Annotated in this window: 17 protein-coding genes; 5 read left to right on the plus strand and 12 right to left on the minus strand. The window is 42.5% G+C overall.

What is annotated here, in order from left to right:
• The first annotated feature begins 326 nt into the window (after positions 1-326).
• On the plus strand, positions 327-752 hold the full coding sequence (locus HC026_RS09320) for a hypothetical protein (protein ID WP_168925701.1): 426 nt from the start codon (positions 327-329) through the stop codon (positions 750-752).
• 125 nt (positions 753-877) lie between these two features.
• Here HC026_RS09320 and HC026_RS09325 read toward each other — a convergent pair whose 3' ends face one another.
• The 4 genes from HC026_RS09325 to HC026_RS09340 form a co-directional block, all read right to left on the minus strand.
• Positions 878-1,639 carry an aspartate/glutamate racemase family protein gene (locus HC026_RS09325; RefSeq protein WP_168925702.1) on the minus strand — a complete coding sequence of 254 codons (762 nt, stop codon included), beginning with the start codon at positions 1,637-1,639 and terminating at the stop codon, positions 878-880.
• 18 nt (positions 1,640-1,657) lie between these two features.
• A complete protein-coding gene (locus HC026_RS09330) occupies positions 1,658-2,875 on the minus strand; it encodes an NAD/NADP-dependent octopine/nopaline dehydrogenase family protein (RefSeq protein ID WP_168925703.1) in 1,218 nt (405 codons plus the stop codon).
• A 562-nt stretch (positions 2,876-3,437) separates the two neighbouring features.
• Positions 3,438-3,827, minus strand: a complete 390-nt coding sequence (locus HC026_RS09335; protein WP_168925704.1) for a hypothetical protein — start codon at positions 3,825-3,827, stop codon at positions 3,438-3,440.
• A gap of 117 nt (positions 3,828-3,944) precedes the next feature.
• Positions 3,945-5,357: a nicotinate phosphoribosyltransferase gene (locus HC026_RS09340; protein WP_168925705.1), complete on the minus strand. Its 1,413-nt coding sequence runs from the start codon at positions 5,355-5,357 to the stop codon at positions 3,945-3,947.
• Between the two features lie 190 nt (positions 5,358-5,547).
• Between HC026_RS09340 and HC026_RS09345 the strand changes: the two genes are divergently transcribed.
• The 4 genes from HC026_RS09345 (at position 5,548) to HC026_RS09360 (ending at position 7,824) form a co-directional block, all read left to right on the plus strand.
• Positions 5,548-6,069 carry a transcription repressor NadR gene (locus tag HC026_RS09345; RefSeq protein ID WP_168925706.1) on the plus strand — a complete coding sequence of 174 codons (522 nt, stop codon included), beginning with the start codon at positions 5,548-5,550 and terminating at the stop codon, positions 6,067-6,069.
• A 56-nt stretch (positions 6,070-6,125) separates the two neighbouring features.
• A complete protein-coding gene (locus HC026_RS09350; RefSeq protein ID WP_168925707.1) occupies positions 6,126-6,485 on the plus strand; it encodes a hypothetical protein in 360 nt (119 codons plus the stop codon).
• A gap of 412 nt (positions 6,486-6,897) precedes the next feature.
• The gene (locus HC026_RS09355; protein ID WP_168925708.1) at positions 6,898-7,350 is read left to right on the plus strand and encodes a GAF domain-containing protein; all 453 of its coding nucleotides are present in this window, start codon (positions 6,898-6,900) and stop codon (positions 7,348-7,350) included.
• Positions 7,351-7,416: 66 nt separating this feature from the next.
• Positions 7,417-7,824, plus strand: coding sequence for a hypothetical protein (locus HC026_RS09360; protein ID WP_168925709.1), 408 nt, complete (start codon positions 7,417-7,419; stop codon positions 7,822-7,824).
• Between the two features lie 304 nt (positions 7,825-8,128).
• On the opposite strand, the gene HC026_RS09365 is transcribed toward HC026_RS09360, so the two are convergent.
• From HC026_RS09365 to HC026_RS09400, 8 genes are all read right to left on the minus strand, one after another.
• A complete protein-coding gene (locus HC026_RS09365; RefSeq protein ID WP_168925710.1) occupies positions 8,129-8,761 on the minus strand; it encodes an HAD family hydrolase in 633 nt (210 codons plus the stop codon).
• Between the two features lie 88 nt (positions 8,762-8,849).
• Positions 8,850-9,536: a class I SAM-dependent methyltransferase gene (locus HC026_RS09370; protein WP_168925711.1), complete on the minus strand. Its 687-nt coding sequence runs from the start codon at positions 9,534-9,536 to the stop codon at positions 8,850-8,852.
• Between the two features lie 185 nt (positions 9,537-9,721).
• Positions 9,722-10,912, minus strand: a complete 1,191-nt coding sequence (locus tag HC026_RS09375; RefSeq protein WP_168925750.1) for an NADH-dependent flavin oxidoreductase — start codon at positions 10,910-10,912, stop codon at positions 9,722-9,724.
• Positions 10,913-11,086: 174 nt separating this feature from the next.
• Positions 11,087-12,289: an MFS transporter gene (locus HC026_RS09380; protein WP_168925712.1), complete on the minus strand. Its 1,203-nt coding sequence runs from the start codon at positions 12,287-12,289 to the stop codon at positions 11,087-11,089.
• Positions 12,289-13,737: an FAD-dependent oxidoreductase gene (locus tag HC026_RS09385; protein WP_168925713.1), complete on the minus strand. Its 1,449-nt coding sequence runs from the start codon at positions 13,735-13,737 to the stop codon at positions 12,289-12,291. Before HC026_RS09385 ends, HC026_RS09380 begins: the two co-directional genes overlap by 1 nt.
• Before the next feature lie 13 nt (positions 13,738-13,750).
• The gene (locus HC026_RS09390) at positions 13,751-14,491 is read right to left on the minus strand and encodes an SDR family NAD(P)-dependent oxidoreductase (RefSeq protein WP_168925714.1); all 741 of its coding nucleotides are present in this window, start codon (positions 14,489-14,491) and stop codon (positions 13,751-13,753) included.
• Positions 14,491-15,987, minus strand: coding sequence for an FAD-binding protein (locus HC026_RS09395; protein WP_168925715.1), 1,497 nt, complete (start codon positions 15,985-15,987; stop codon positions 14,491-14,493). The genes HC026_RS09390 and HC026_RS09395 overlap by 1 nt, the downstream gene beginning before the upstream one ends.
• Before the next feature lie 99 nt (positions 15,988-16,086).
• Entirely contained in the window at positions 16,087-16,953 is an 867-nt protein-coding gene (locus HC026_RS09400; RefSeq protein ID WP_168925716.1) for a LysR family transcriptional regulator, read from the minus strand.
• Between the last annotated feature and the right edge of the window lie 120 nt (positions 16,954-17,073).

A 17,073-nucleotide genomic window follows, 5' to 3' on the forward strand; every position in this document is an offset into this window, starting at 1 on the left:
CCTCCTAGTTAGCGATGTGATTTATAGTATCAAAAAAATGTAGGAAAACCGACAATTTCTCGCCGCCATTTTCCTACATTTTATAACCGCCCTTTACAACGTGAGCATATCAAAAATTTGTTTATAATAGGATTTTATTGATTACCTCATTTTGTGGACAGCATGCATTAATTCTGTGATAACTTTGGATGTGGACCTAACTGTTAGAAAACTTGTTAGGACTTGAAAGAATGCCTTAGTCGACTTTTCTTCCAATTGTTCACTCATATGTACAATCAACTATGATATACTCCAAACATACTACTTAGGAGGAATATAATACATTAATGAAAAAGACAGGATTGGTCGCAGTCACCGCTGCAGTGTTAATGGGAACATTCGCAACGTTCAGTACAACTGAAACCGCCCAGGCAGCAACTTGGCACAAGAACGTACCATCAGCCATTCGGGGGACGTGGAAGGAAAAGGGTGGCGATTTGAATTACAAGTTCAAGATCACCTCAAGTACTTTTAAATTAAGTGCGCGCCTTGGCGATCCACAAACTGCTAACAAGGTGATGTATCACCATTCAAAAGGCAGCAGCTACTATTACCTCAGAGGCCATGAAACGGCTTATACCAGCGGGAGAGAACTGCTTTACTACAAGGTCAAGAAGACCGGCAACCACATTAAGATCTTGAATTACTTGACGTCGCTTGATGGTTCTAGTTATAAGAGCTCTCGATATATGCCATTTAGTTTTTACAAGTAGAATAATGATTTTGGACGAAGCTGAAGTGGTGGCTTGGTCCATTTTTTATTAAACAAAACGTGATTTTTGTCATAAAAAATCCTGTAGGTAAATCCCATCCCAGGGATTTGCATACAGGATTTGCTTTAATAGTAACCATAGTAAGGCGTTTGTACCACTGCTGAAAATACCCAATTAATCAATGTAATGAAGTCAAAAACTGGTAAGCCAACTGCACTTTGAATTGCGGACGCGTAAGGTGGCAAGTCGCTGCATTCCAACAGAATCGCGCCAATTTCTGGATGATCAGCAATCAAGTTTGTACTGACATTAATGAGTTGCTGGGTTAAACCCGCGTTATCTAAGACGGGCTCGCCATAGCGAATCGGATGGAATTTGGACAAAGAGCCGACATCCTGAATCACACAATATTCCTTGCTGGCATGGGATTTGTTTAAGAATTCTTCCGTGGCATTTTCGTAACTTGCTACGAAGACACCGACTTTCTGATCGGTTTTCAGACCAAATTTGATGATGGGCAATTGAGCTAAACTGGACAGGAAGACGGGAACGTTCACCGCGTTTTTGACTTCATCCTGGAAGTTTGCGAAGTAACCACAGGCGCCAACGATTGCGCGAACACCGCGTTTTTCAAGCTTTTGGGCTGCTTTGATGACGGTGTCTTTGATCTTTGAATTACCCGTAAATAAATCCTCAATCTCAACATCAATCACTTCGTATTCAACCGGGAAATCGAATGTTGTGGCATTCACAACGTTACCGGGAAGCTTAGGATAATTTAAGTTTACGGCAATGATCCCCATTGCGTTACCAGCCACAGGTGTAATTAAGGGTGCCTGTTTCTGGTTCAATCGTTGGTCGTTATTGAGTACGGCTCGATAATGCATTGCGACACCTCCCGTATGCTAAGCTAAAGCACCAGTATTCAAATAGTCTAACAGTTGTTGTTTATCAAGTTGACCAATACCAAGTTCGTTGAGGGTCACACCAGTCTTGTAGAAATCTGTCCCAACCATTGCCGAAGCAAGCGTAATCATGCTGTCGATGACACGGGTGTCAACGTTGAATTTTTTACCCAGCTCGTGGTAGATGTGGCAGCCGACAGGGACGTCTTCGGTAATGTAGCGGTCGTGGATATCGAATGGACCAGTACCAATCGCCATTGGATATTGCTCGTCAAACGGTACCGCGGCACCGTCACCCATGTATTCTGGTCCAAGAATGTTTGAACGTGAGAAGAAGACTTCTTTGTCAAAGTGCGCAACATCGACACCAATCGCATGGGCCAGTTTAACTTCTTCGGAATAAAATGCGTACTGTACTTCTGAAATCGATTCACAATAGGCGTATGAGTAAATGGAGTACTTGGATTTATCGTTGCCACCAAACACGCGACCAAAGTTTTCCATGACACCGACGCCGAGTAATGTACCCGGACAGTGGAGAACCGGATTAACGTTGCTGAAACCAATGTCTAGAACGGTCTTTCCACTAGCTGGACCGTCACCGAAAGTCACGGAATCAAAACAGCCTAAATGCGCTGAGCTTTCCAGAAACTTTTCTTGATCGGTTGTGGGTAAGGCAGCACCACGAAGAGAAATTGCACGATAACGGAGTAATACTCGAGTAGTGTCAATACCGGCTTCTTTAATGATCCGGGTACCGTATGGTGCACTTGACCAGCCACCAACAATCACTTCCTTAGTGCTACCTAATTCACGCATCTTCTTACGCAATTTAAGCGAGCCGAAGTTATCAGGAATGATATGAATGATCATACCATCTTGTAATAGCGGAACTAACTTTTCAAAGAAGGCATCGTGACCAACGGACGGAATCGCAACGATGACAAGGTTGGCACCGTCTAATACTTTTTCAAGATCCGTAGAAACTAAATCGAATTTAGCGGTTCCTGAACGTGTAAAATTGTATTTATTCCACTGCTTGCCTTCGAGTGTGATACCGGTACGATCAAGGTTCGCAAGTGAAGTCTTGGCAAACTCTGGTAGATCATAGAGGCGTACTTGATTGCCTCCAAGTTTACAGTCTGCGGCAACTGAGCGGCCGACCGCGCCTGCACCTAAAACGGCAACGACATCATTTGATAAATCATGTTCTGGCATTATAAAATCTCCTTTAATCTTTATTACACAAAAAATCCCCACAGTCTTAAAGTTAATAAGACTGTGGGGCGAACTAGCCGCGGTACCACCCACATAGGCACTCATATGCAAAATACATACGTCACGATAACGAGTGGAAGACGTAACGTGCTCACGAAAGCGCTCACACATTAAACAGCAATACCAAGACCATATTCATCTAGTCTGTGACGTTACATTTCACCAAATCGTAACTCTCTAAGGGACACTTGCTAGACTACTCATCTTTTGTGTTTCGTTGGAGAAAGAATAGCATCAACAAAAACGGAAGTCAACCGAAATATTAAAATTAAATTAATATTCATATTGGGCTTGCTTTTCACCAGAGGCAAAATATAAGCTCCTAATCCTGTTCTTAAAGGATAATATCGGGTATATGAAACTATATTGGGGAAATAAAATAATTGGAAATGTATTATAAAATAATGTGTAATTTTGTAAGAGGTACAACGAATATTCGTGAGAACAGCACGAATTCGACCTGAAGTGAAAATAAAAAGCAGATCATCTGATCTGCTTTTGGTTAACGGTAGTAACTAGTCCCATATCCCTTTTTCAGGTAGGTTGAAAAGACAATATGGTGTTTCGATACCCACTTAAAATAGCGAGTTTGGTTCTTTTTGGAATAAATTGGTTCATAGCCGACTATCTTGTAGTCATGATGACCAAGGTAACGATAATGGGTGCGATTCAAAAAGTCTGGATCATTACCGTAACTGTGAGTATAATTCTTGCCATTCTTTAGTTTGAAAGAGACTCTAAAAGCTTTATTATACTTAGTCTTCCACGTTCCTTGGAGCGCTTTTGGCATTCCCTTATGCCAAGAAGCTGCTTGCGCCGTGTTCACGGATACACCAGTACCACCAGCTAAGCCAATTCCAACGGCAAGTGTGGTTATAATCGATTTTTTCATGTAAAGTCCTCCCCTGATACGTTTCATAATACACTTATCAATCTATTAGTAAACGGGTAATATCGTTATTAATATCCCAATAGTAACAATGGTGTCCCAGACGGCAAATTCATTTGACTAGTTTCCGTTCACCAGCTCATCCTGCAACTCAGCCAACTTAGTCGTCATATAAACGTGGTAAGTATCCGGATTGGTCAGTCGTTTGGTTTCATCAGGCAGTTCGGCAATGGCTTGTTTGCTGAAAGTTTGAATGTCCAGTGGATTTGAAGCGTGTTGGTTTAAGTCCACAGGCTGCAATAATGGCACGGCATCAAAGTCGTTTAACTTCTGTACCTTGTTGACACTCAGTGGGTTACTATCATACGCATTCAGTTCGTGCTGGTCAGCAACCGGTTCGTCGATGAGGGCAATGAGGTCCGCAAACGCATCGTTGGTGTTATGGCGATAGAGCCGATAGACCTGTTTTTGACCCGGAATCGTCACTTTTTCGCGACTGTCACTGATTTTGATTTTGGGGATGAGTTTGCCATCTTCTTCAATCGCGGCTAATTTATAAACGCCACTTAGCACGGGTGAAGATGAACTGGTAATCAACTTTTCGCCAACCCCGAAGTTGTCGATTGGTGCGCCTTGATGAAGTAATGATTCGATGATGTTTTCATCTAGCGCATTGGAGATCGTGATTTTGGCTTTAGGGAAGCCAGCATCATCTAATAGCTTTCTAGCTTGACGTGACAGGGAGGCGATGTCACCGGAATCAATTCGGATGCCCACAGGTTCATGCCCTTTGGCACGTAACTCCTTGAATACAGTAATTGCATTGGGAACGCCAGAGCTGAGCACATCGTAGGTATCCACTAGTAGGGCACTGTTGTCAGGGTAGTATTTGGCCCATTGACGAAAAGCAGTGAGCTCGTCCGGATAAGCTTCAATCCAGCTGTGTGCCATGGTGCCGGCAACCGGAACATTGAACAATTTACCAGCCAACACGTTGGAAGTACTGGCAGCACCGCCAATGACTGCTGCGCGGGCACCATAGATCGCGCTATCTGGGCCTTGCGCACGGCGAGCACCAAATTCCATGATGGGTCGGTCACCAGCAGCAAAGGTTATTCGACGGGCCTTGGTCGCAATAAGTGATTCGTGATTTAAAATGGTCAGCAGCAGCGTTTCTAACAACTGTGCTTGAGCAATTGGACCTTCCACAGTCATTAACGATTCTCGTGGGAAAACGGGCGTCCCTTCAGGAATTGCTCGCAAATGACAATCGAATTTAAAGTTAGCTAAGAAGTCCAAAAAGTCGTCACCCCAGAGATGAAGACTACGGAAATAATCAATATCTTCTGGTGTAAATGAGAATGGTAGGGCATCGATAATTTGCTGCAAGCCAGCGGTAATGACGAAACTGCCTTGATCTGGTACTTTCCGGAAGAAAATGTCAAAAGTCGCTCGGGTCTCGAGCATGTCTTTTTGAAAACCGTTTGCCATTGAAAATTCGTAAAGATCTGTTAACAAAGAAAGATTACGCATGACTCATCGTCCATTCTTTTCATGTTTGATTGGTGTCTTGACACCCCATGAAATAATGTCTATATCTTAGCATATATCAGTGAAAAGGTTTAATTGAATTTTCACGAAATGTTCTCTTTGGTCTAATTTTCTGGTAGGATTATGAATATAAGATAAAGTGGTATATCAATTATTAAAAGTAGGCGGCAGTATGACAAATGCAGAACGACGATCACAGATTCAATCAGTTTTATCAACCAGTTTGTCACCAATAAGTGCAAGCAAACTCGCACGTCGATTTCACGTTAGTCGCCAAACAATTGTGGGGGACGTTTCCCTGTTAAGAGCAGGTGGAGAAGGTATTGTTGCCACGGTGAGAGGTTATGAATATCAGTACAATGCTGTTCATGAAGTGGTATTGGTTTGTCGCCATACGCCAATTGGGAGTGCCGATGAGATGCAGCGAATCATTAAAGCTGGTGGTGTGATTGAAGACGTCGTGGTGGATCATCCGCTCTGTGGACAAATTCGAGCAAATTTACAGGTGAGAGACAAGGCTGACGTGAACCTATTTATGGCGAAAATCAAACAACAAAAGGCCCATTTGTTGTCGGAATTAACGGATGGCGTGCACACTCACACTATTGCGTATGACACGCCCGAGCAATTGGTGGCGATTCAAGCCTCATTAAGAGAAGCTGGCTATCTTTATGAAGATGGTCCAAATACCTGACTGCCAAAAATGCAGGTAGAAACTCATTAACACTAAGACGAAAGAATGGAGACAACATGACGCAAATTAAAGGTAATCCAATATTAGAAAAAGAAGCTGAAAAAAATCAGACGCTCAACGTTCAACGGGAGAAAGCGTTAACTCAGGAACTTGAAAAGGTGCGCTCGGAGCTGGCATATGTGAAAACAGAGGAGTTCAATAAGGACTTAAAAGCCTACCACGTCGACTTATACGAACGAGCACGGAAGGAAGATGGCACCGTTGATCCCAATTTAACGGCGTTCGTTGATCGCTTTTTAGATAAAGTTACCCAAAATTTGGATTACGATGAAATGTTACTGCTCAGAGATTGTGTTGTTAGTGCGTTTGAAGCTGGCGGTAAAGGCATGCAGCAGGATTGGACCCAATTTCAATAAAGTGATTGATAAGTCTTATTCATTAAAATCTCATTTTATCGTTGACATTGTTTTTGAGTTGCTTGTACAATAACCGGTAACAATTTAACAAATCAATTAGACATAAGATGAGTAGAGCTGAAAGCTACTTTTAGAGAGCCACGTTGATGGAAAGCGGTAGTAGTTTAAGTTTGAATATGGTCTTAACGACAGTCTTTATCATCGAGCATTAGTTAGATGATGACGGGTACTCCCGATACAGAGTGAGGGTATTAAAATCATTTTTGTACCCGAAGCGTATGTCATTTGCGTGAATGATGTAAATTGAGGTGGTACCATGGAAAAGCACTTTCACCCTTAGTTAGAGATTGAAATCTGATGAGGGAGAAAGTGCTTTTTGTCTCTCTATTGGAGTCATAAGGAGGAATGAATTATGGGTAAGAAGCAAGAAAATTACGAGTTATTGGTTGAACAGGCAAAGAGTTTATTGGATGGTGAAACGGATCTTGTGGCTAATATGAGCAATTTAGTCTCGCTGCTATTCCACGAAATACCAAATTTAAATGGCACGACTTATTACCGATTCAAGAATAATGAGTTAATTCTAGGGCCCTTCCAAGGTAAGCCTGCTTGTATGCACATTCCAGTTGGAAAAGGAGTTTGCGGAACCGTTGCTCAAACCAAGCGGACGGAGATCGTTGAAAATATTCACAATTTTGCTGGTCACATTGCTTGCGATAGTGCGTCGAAATCAGAAATTGTCGTACCGGTGTTTAAGGATGATCAGTTTTGGGGTGTTTTGGACTTAGACAGTCCTGAATACAGTACGTTTGATGAAACGGATGGCGAGTATCTTAGTCAGATTGCACCACTGATTTTTAATTAAAGTTAACGTAGATGTTTAATTTGTCAGTTAGCAATATAATCATTTCAGAAAGGGGAGAACTTTGAAATGAAAAAATGGTTTTTAGGGATTGTAACAGCTTTAGCACTCGTGTTTGGTGTATCAGCCACGACAACCGCCAATGCGTCTAGTTGGCATAAGGGGACACCATCAAGTTTGAGAGGAACTTATTTTTACAAATATCATGATGGTGTTCGGGGCACGGATATCTATAAGATTACTAAATCCAGCGTCTACTATACGCCAACTGGCGCACCGACCTCGAAGACAACTGGTATAAAGTATGAAAAAGTCGGCAAATATTATCGAATCAAGGGGACTACGCATGCCTATGGGCGAAAGTTTGGTTATGATGAGGTTTTCTATAAGAAAGGGCACAGTATGAAGGCGCTTGGCTATAGTCAATACAAGCATGGTGGCTTTAGTAAAGACCACTATATTTTCTATAAGCAGTAGGAATGGCGAAGGTTTGAAGCCAATAATAATGCCAAGAGATGAATTTTATTCTCTTGGCATTTTTGCTATGTTTTTGAACCGTGTTCTAAAAATATCGACATACAACACACACACGACTATATCCCTTTTTTTGAGCAAAATTAATTTCACGTAAACAGAAGAGAAACGATTAGCATTCAGAATCACGGTTTCTCAGTCAGAATTTAATCTTTATAAAAAAGGAGAGGCTCAATTCGTTGGTGAATTGAGCCTCTCCTTTGCTTTCCAAAGAATTACGATTCATTAATTTCCAAAATGTTAACGATTAATTCAGTAACTTTTTCTCCAAATCCGCCACCGATCCATAAATATCCGCGTTCACCGCTTTGAGTGCATCTAATTGAACACTGGGTGACCAAGCGGCTGAGAAGCAGTGGATACCAGCGGCTTGGGAAGCCTTGATATCACTGGTGGCATCACCAACGTAGGCTAGTTCTTCGGGTGCAATCTGTTGCGTTGCCACAAGACGTTTAAGGTTATCAGTCTTAATGTTGCGTACTGGCGAGCCCACCAGAATAGGTTCAAAGTAGCCGGTGAGCCCCAGCATTTTCAACGAGATATCACACGCCTGCTGGCCCTTGCCAGTGAGCAGCGAAATTTGGATGCCATGGCTGGCTAAGTCTTTGAGTAAATCTACGATCCCTGGAAACGGCTGCCGTAAATCCTCATGGGCTTGCTGATAGGCATCGTAAAAGTAATCTGACGCGGTATCTAATGGTACATCTGGCAGCAAACTACGCAGCATACCTTGCTCATTCGTCCCAAAAGTGTCGAAAATCTGCTGATCGTCAATCTTTTCACCGGTAAAATGCTCAACCGTGCTGCGAAAGGACTTCAAGATCACCGGAAAAGTGTTCGCCAAAGTGCCGTCTAAGTCGAAACTGATCATACGATACATTATCTTCACCCAACTTTCTAAATGGTTTAATTTCATTTTCAGTATTGCACGCTGGTCGACTGGGTTCAAGGTGTAGTGGAAGCCTTGGTTATTTTCTGGCGCGTAAAATTCTCGTCATCATGATGCCATACATGCCGTTGATGCCGGCATTAGAGACCGTGAGTTCACTCACACCGAGCTGCTGCAAGGTCCGCTGGTACTGAGCAATGTGTTCAATATCAATAATGATGATTTCACCGCCTGGCTTTAAAACGCGATAAGCCTCACTGATGGCTTTCGCGCGGGCGGATGCCGGTTTGACGTTATGAATCGCCACACTGGCCACCACAAAATTGAAGGTTTCGTCATTGAAAGGCAGATCAGTCATATTAGCGGTAGTGAGTTGACTGACACCGGTTAAGTCTTGCGCGTCAATGAGCTGTTGTGTATTTGCCAAAGCGTTGTTTAATTGGTCATTTTGGTTCCAGATATCGATACCGGTTACTTTTCCAGGTGCCTTTAATTTCTTAGCGATTTCCATCAGAAACGCGCCGTGACCGGTGCCAAGATCTAAAACTTGCGCGTTAGGCTGCAAATCCATTTGGCTGACTACTCGCACGATGATCTTGTATTTCCCAACCAGTGAAGTATACAGATACAGGCCGCCTGATACTAAGAGAATAAGGGGGAAAATTAAGTTGATCAACTCATGTGAGGACAGCGCGGCGACTAGGGCAACCAGGCCAAAACTAATCAGCAAAAGGGGAACTAACGGGGCATCTAAACCTTTTTTCAATGTTTTCGCCTCCTTTATTGTTATAGGAAATTTAATTTAGTATACCCGACTATCGGTTGTGACGAAAGTCCGGTTAGCGTACAAAAGAGGCGCAAGCTAAGTCTTTGCGCCTCTTGGTTAAATTGATTTTTAATTATGCTGCGCCATTAAGAAAATGACGGTAGCCACGGTAACGCAATTGAAAGTTACTTGCCACCACTTAGAAAATGGTCAATGGCTTCGTTGGCTGAATGTCGATCAGTCTGTTTGACTGTTGAAATTGGGATTCCGGCTTCACCACTCAAGGCAAGTAGGATATCGAAGAACGGTGGTTTGATCCCCAATTCATCCAAATCATCCAGTGAAATGGTATAACGGATTGAAGCTTCGTCGTTGTGTTCAACCTTTTGTACCCAGTGAGGCTCACGAATGTTTTCACGGCCTAATGCAACTAGGTCAAAGCCCGAATCTGTGGCTTTGGCGGCATCAGCGGGCGTTTGAACGTCTCCGACGACGATCATTGGAATCTTTCCCTGCAAATGGTCTTTGATGGTTTCATTTAATGGTGTCGTGATGGTTTTATCCGTCAAAGACTTCCGCCAAACGTCGCTCATTGAAACATGGAGGTAGTCAATTGGCTGATCCTTTAAGACATCGACAAACTTCAAAGTATCCTCAAAGGTGATGCCTGGTTTTTCAATTTCTTCAGGGGAAATTCTGTAGCCCACGATAAATGGTTTATCGGCGTATTTATCGACCGCTTCATTAACTGTTTTGATGACTGCTAGCGGGAACTTCATCCGCTTTTCCAGCGTGCCACCCCATTCGTCGGTCCGCTGATTTGAGTTAGGGGAGAAGAATTGTTGAATCAAATAAGTGTTAGCACCATGAATTTCTACGCCATCAAATCCTGCTTGAATAGCCCGACGAGTCGCTTCACCAAAATCAACAATGGTTTGTTTAACTTCATCTGCTGAAAGTTCCCGAGGCTGTTCGGATCCGGCACGTGCGGCTGCAATCGCACTGGCACTGACAGGTCGTTTACCTCGAAGGATGGCCGTTGAACTCATCCGACCGGCACTGAAAATCTGTAGCACAGCTTTAGTCCCGTTTTGTTGGATGGCCGAAGCAAGCCGGTGTAGGTCCGGAATGAACTTGTCATCATCGACACTCAGCTGACCTTCAAATCCTTTACCTTCTTCGTTAATGTAAGCGACGGCCGTGATATAAAGACCAACGCCACCGGTATGCTTACGGTAGTAGTTAACCTCATCGCTAGTAACATGGCCGTCATGGAACGCCATGCACTCAGTTAAAGGTGGAATGACCACGCGGTTCTTCAATGTGATGTCCTTGTTTGGAAACGTAAAAGTGTTCAAAAATGAATATGCCATTATTAATCCCTCCATTCATTTGTGATTATTATAACATATAAAAGGGGTAATGATATGCTATAAAAACGGGTTTCAATTATTTAATTTAAAAAGATTGTGAATATATAAATATGATGGTTGAGGTAACAAAAAAGCCGATAGTGTTTGACCAATATCGGTTTTTCATTTGAAATAGCTTTAATTTTCTGCAACTAGTGAGTTATCCACCAGGTTCTTTTGAAATTTAACGATTAGGCAGATAATGCCGAGTACTAATGCCAGCACACCACTGACTGAGAAGACGTTCAAGCCCATCTTGCTAAATAGACTAGTTAGCGGATTTACAACGAATGGACTGACAACACCGCCAATTGAGTAGATGGCAACGTAGACACCTAACGCCATGGAAACACTAGTTTTTCCGACCGCAATTGAAATCAGATAAGGGAACTGACCCATTGCGATACTCATCGCGGCACCAACGACGAAGCTGCCAATGAATGCAATAAGTAATGAATGACCATAGCCAATCAAGAAGTAGGAAAAACCGTAGAGGATGAATGAAAGAGCAATCGAAGAATATTTGAAATGTTTCCCAATCATTCCAACAAAGAACCCGCAGATCATCCCACCAATCAATGAAACAGTTGAAGTCAACGCTGCTTGAGATGTGGCACCCAAATGTTGTTTAACAACGAATAGTGCGATGTTGTTATTGAGGACGTTGTTCAATAACATGATACAAAATGACCAGAAGGCACAGTAGAATACGTATTTATTCAGCTTGATTTTGCCTTCGCCAGTATCAACTTCACCGTTATTAACTGGTAGCGGATGAAGGGGCACCATGAGGACGACAACAATCAAAACTAGCAATGAGAAAATATAAATCCAGTAGTTGCTGACCCAAGTGCTTGAAGCGGCTAATTGACCGCCACCCATGATGAAGATGATGCCACCAATGTTAGTAAAAGTGGTGGATAGACCCATGGTGGATTGACGTTCAGTTTCTGGTAACATGGTGGAAATTAAGACTTGTGCCAAGTTAGTACACATCCCTTGTCCGAGACCTACCAAACATGAACAAATTAGCAGAAAGGTGAAACTATCATGAAAGGCTAATGGTAAGAAGCCGCCAATCACGATGAAAATAATAGCACTTAAGGTGAGCGTCTTTAAATTCAACTTCGTAGCAGTTAGGCGGCCCACCAATAGACCAGCTAGCATCATAAACAAATTAGGTAATGAAGTTAGCATTTGAACACTGGTGTTGTTCAGTGTGAAAAATTTTGCAATTGCTGCATAGGAAGGGGTGATGGCAAGTGATGCCATTCCCATTGTTGCAACGGTTAGAACACCAATTCTAGTTTTTGAAATATATGTTTTACTCGGAGTATCCATTATGAACCTCTCCTTTTAGTTATTGTTAAAACAGCATTTCTTCCTGAAAAGGTGGCGTATCCTGCTGTACTACCGGGTAATGTTACGGCGTACGTATCACCAACAAGCATGCCCGCAGCGTCGTTACCAGCGGCGTAAAGTCCCGTTAGTGGATAGCCATGATCATTCAGCACTTCGTTGTCGTTATTGACCCGAATGCCACCTAGAGCACAGGCCATACCGACACCAAGTTCCACTGCGTAGTACGGGCCTTGTTTTAAGGGAGTGAGATATTGCTTATCCTTACCGAAATCAGTGTCAGCTTGATTGTTAACCAGGCTGTTATACCGTTGAACAGTTTCGGCAAGGTCTGGAAGATTCAGCATTTCAGCAAGCTGTTCGACTGTGTCTGCTTTCGTTAAGTACTTTCGGTGAGCGTTCAAGTCTCTATCAATTTCGACTTTAAGCTGATCCAATTTATCCGGAGAAACGGGGGAGTTACCAATTTCCTTGTAGAGTCCCTGGTTAGTCAAATGGTCAACTGTGCCTTGGTCCAAAATTGAGAAAGTTCGTGACTGAGTCAGAATCGCGCTCCCAGCATGGCACATATTATCGTTAACATCTTCATTAACAAAGCGTTCACCACGTTCATTTACCCAGAGAATTGCTTCTTGAGTCGCAGCAGCGGCCAGTTGTGATGCCATGTGAGTGAATGGGGGATTTTGCTTATCATAAATCGCACCGCCACCATACTGAATCGCCCCAATTTGATAGTGCTCAGCACCAGCTTTCCATGCCATCTGCATACCATCACCAGTAGATTTGCCATCGCTGACGGCAAAGAGACGGTCGGAAAATGGTGTGCGTAATTTAACTAATTCAGGGTTATCAACGTAGCCACCGGTTGCCAGCAAGATATTAGCCGTTTCGATGTCGCGAAACTGACCAGTAGCTTGATTTTGAACTGATAAACCGGCTACATGACCGTTTTTTTGTAAAATCTGATCTGCTTTGATACTCATGGCAAATTCAATATTCGCGTCAACCGCTTTTTGATACAACGTTTGAACTGCAGCGTGACCTCCACCGGTAAAGGTATGGATAGTTGGCCAACTTTTTCCTTGGACACCAACCTTGGAAAATTCAACACCCTGCTCATGCAGCCAGTCGATTGTTGGACCACTGTTATCAATTAACTTTTTGAGGTGTGGGGCGCTCGCTTCATAATGAGAATAGTTAAGCTCATCTTGTAAGAGCTCAGTCTTGTCAATAGTGATACCAGCTTGTTTTTGCAAGTAACTATCAACGCCCATGGCGCCCTCAACATAGTTACCATCACCGCCAATGCTTCGACCTTTTTCAATCACCAGAGTATCTAGGCTATTTTCAGCGGCCGTAACAGCAGCTGCTAAACCTGATAGACCCGCGCCAACAATAACAAGATCGTATTTTGTTTGTTTAGGGAACATAATTGACCTCCTGCTATTTCAAGCCAACTGAAACGCCGCCATCACTTAAGATTGTTTGACCAGTCATGAAGGTTGCTTCACTTGCAACAAAGACAAATAATTTTGCCACTTCATCAGCAGTTTCGTAACGTTTCATTGGAACAGTTGGCAAAATCTTATCGAGAAAGCCGCCGTCATTGAGTGGGGTCTTCGTCAATCCAGGAGCGACGCAATTGACCCGAATCTTCTTGTCAGCATAGTCAACAGCAGCAGCTTGAGTCATTCCCATAATGCCGTTTTTAGCTGCATTATAGGCGCCCATTCCACCTGGATTATAGACACTGCCCAAGGCACCAGTATTGACGATTGAACCGTATCCTTGTTTCAGGAACAGTTGAATTTCTGCGCGCATGCAAAGGAAGGTCCCACGCAAATCGAGGTTGATCGTTTTGTCGAAATCGTCATCCGTTAATTCCGCAAATGGTTTAAGAACACCGCCACCAGCATTATTAATCACGTAGTCTAATTTGCCATATTGAGTAATGACCTGGTCGAGTCCTTTTTGAATACTTTCGTCATCCATGACATTCATTACTAAACCGGAGATGTTGCCGCTGTATTTTTGATTTAATTCAGTTGCAGCGTCAACGACCTTTGGATTGTAGTCAGTTAAAATAACGTCAGCGTCATGCTCAGCAAATGATTCACTGATTGCGTAGCCAATCCCTTGTGCAGCGCCAGTAACTAAAGCAGTTTTACCTTTTAAATTTAACATTATAATGCCTCCATTTTTGTTTGTTTTAAGCTCTTAATTGATTCTTCACCAGCAATCCAACCAGATACAAATGCGAAGCCGTTAGCGATGCCTTCATAACTTGGATAACCATCAGAATATAGGCCGTTAACGTTGTTGCCGACAATATAGAGATCCTTTATTGGGGTACCGTCTTCTCTGACAGGTTCACAGTTTCGGTTGACATTAACACCATCCAAAGTCCCTAAAATTGCACAGTGTTCAACGATTGCGTAGAAGGGACCGCTTTCAACATTGAATAGAAGCTCATCGGTTGGTTTCAAGAATACATCGTCATCTTGAACGTCAATAGCGTGGTTGTAAGCATCAACACTCCGTTGCAGAGCGGGTAATGATAGGTTAAGTTTTTCCGAAAGTTCTGATAATGAGTTGGCCTTAACCACTTCACCGGTCTTTTCAGCATCATCGAAATCTTGCTGGATATTCGGTAAAGGACCGACAGTGGTTCGAGGAGTTTCACCAACTTCACAGAACTGGCGTTCGAATGTATCTTTCAGATTGACCTGTTGAGTTTTAAAAGTATCGATTGTTTTTTGATCAACCAGCACATAGTATTTACCACCAACGTTGTGTGCTGCATTTGCCCACATTGCGAAGTCGTATACGATATCTTCATTCACAAATCGATTGGCGGTTTGGTCTAACCAGAATAAGGGGAGGTTAGTGAGTGTCTCAACACTGCTGTCTCGCCTCATTGGGTTGATTTGGAGACTTGGGGCACATCCGTGAGCGAATAAGACTGGTGTGTGATTAGTGTCAGCACCAAGTTTCTTAGCCAACTTAATTCCGGTACCATCAGCTTTTCGTTCACCCAAGTTTAGTAAGTTTTTCGAGTCCGCATACTTTTCAGCCATCATGTTTGGATCACCACAATAGCCACCATCAGCAAAGATCACTTTTTGGGTGCTAATGCGAGTCCTTTCACCATTTTTATCTTCCACAATAACCGCTTTTAACCCATTTTCATAATCAAGATCAACGGCAGCGGTTTCAGTTAAGACTGTGTTACCTGCTTCAACAAACTTAGCTGGCAATTGATCCCAATTATTCATCTTGTCTTTGAAATTGTTGAATTTATGATAAACCAGCGGATCGTTTAAATGCGCTTCTTGTTCACTTTGTTCAACCGTAACGGAGAGTCCCATTTCTGTCATGCGATCAATGTTTGCACCAGACTTTTTGAGAAATCGGGATAACAATTCACCGTTAACAAAATAATGATTGTACTCGGTTAAGCCCTCGAAAGCTTGCTGATAATCATAAGTGACGCCTTTGGCAATTTGTTGTTTGGAGTTGATGGCGAAAACACCATGTGCACCAAATTTACCTGCACCACCGACTTTGTCTCCCCGTTCGAGCAAAATAAAGGGGATCTTTTGCTTGTAAAGCTCAAAACTAGCTGAAATTCCAGCAGAACCTGAACCAACAACTACAACACTCGTTGATAACGCTTTCATAATTTTGCACCTTCTCAAATAAATTTAAGTTCCTTACAGCTTTAATTGTAATATGATTCACAAGAAGGCGCTAATATTAAAAAGTTTTCAGTAACAACCTTAAGTTATTGATTTCACAATTAGCTTTAATAATGCCTGTGGAGCATGTGATTCGGTGGCAATGACAACTTGGAATGCCTGTTTCAAATGAGCAGGGGTGTATCTGTAGATATTTTCACAATTTTCGGGCATATGAAAATTTTCTGGGACCATGGCAAAGCCACCCTTAAAGTTAACATTCAAGCAAGCTGCCGCAAAACTATTAATGTTAACTGTCTCTGAATAGTTCCAACCATCTTTGGCGTAGGCGTTGATCATGGCGGTTTGAATATCTGAAATACCCGTGGATTGCCAATTCTGCAAATAGAGTTTTGAATTTTGAGCCAAACGTTTTAAATTATTCTTATTCTGGGTGACTTCTTCCTTGTTAAAAATTAAGTCGAAATTAATTGTTTTTAACGGAAAAATTTTCACCTTATCATTATTTGCAAAGGCCAGCTGAAAGCCAATCAAAATATCGTAGTAACCCTTGATTAATCGATTGATACTGGTATCTAAGAGTTCTTCGTCAAAGCTGTAGTGGGTTGACTTAGGCAACTGTTCAACAAATTCAACGGCATCGGCAGCCAGTCCTTGTAGAAAGTGAATACGGACCAATTTCTCGGGGTGAATATCAGGGTGATACCAAATTTCGTTATAGGCGTTGATCACGCCTACCGCACGTGCGTAAAACAGTTCACCAACTGGCGTCAAAGAATTCTGTCCAGCTTTCCGGTTCAGCAGTTTATGTCCCAGTTCGTCTTCTAGTTTACGAATAGCCGAGCTGACAGCTGTTTCTGAGACATAATTACGTTTTGCGGCGGAGATGAAACCGCCAGTTTGAACAACATCGATGAAGTATTTAACAGGCATTAAGTTGTAGTTCATGGGTGAGCACCTACTTTTTCGTAATATTATTTATTATAATCCAGATTTGGTTCGCAAAATATCGGATATTATGTTTCTGCCATCGCAAAGTTAAATCGGGCAAATTTGAATTCTTAAATA

It is taken from the genome of Secundilactobacillus angelensis, assembly GCF_012641075.1.
Lineage (GTDB): Bacteria > Bacillota > Bacilli > Lactobacillales > Lactobacillaceae > Secundilactobacillus > Secundilactobacillus angelensis.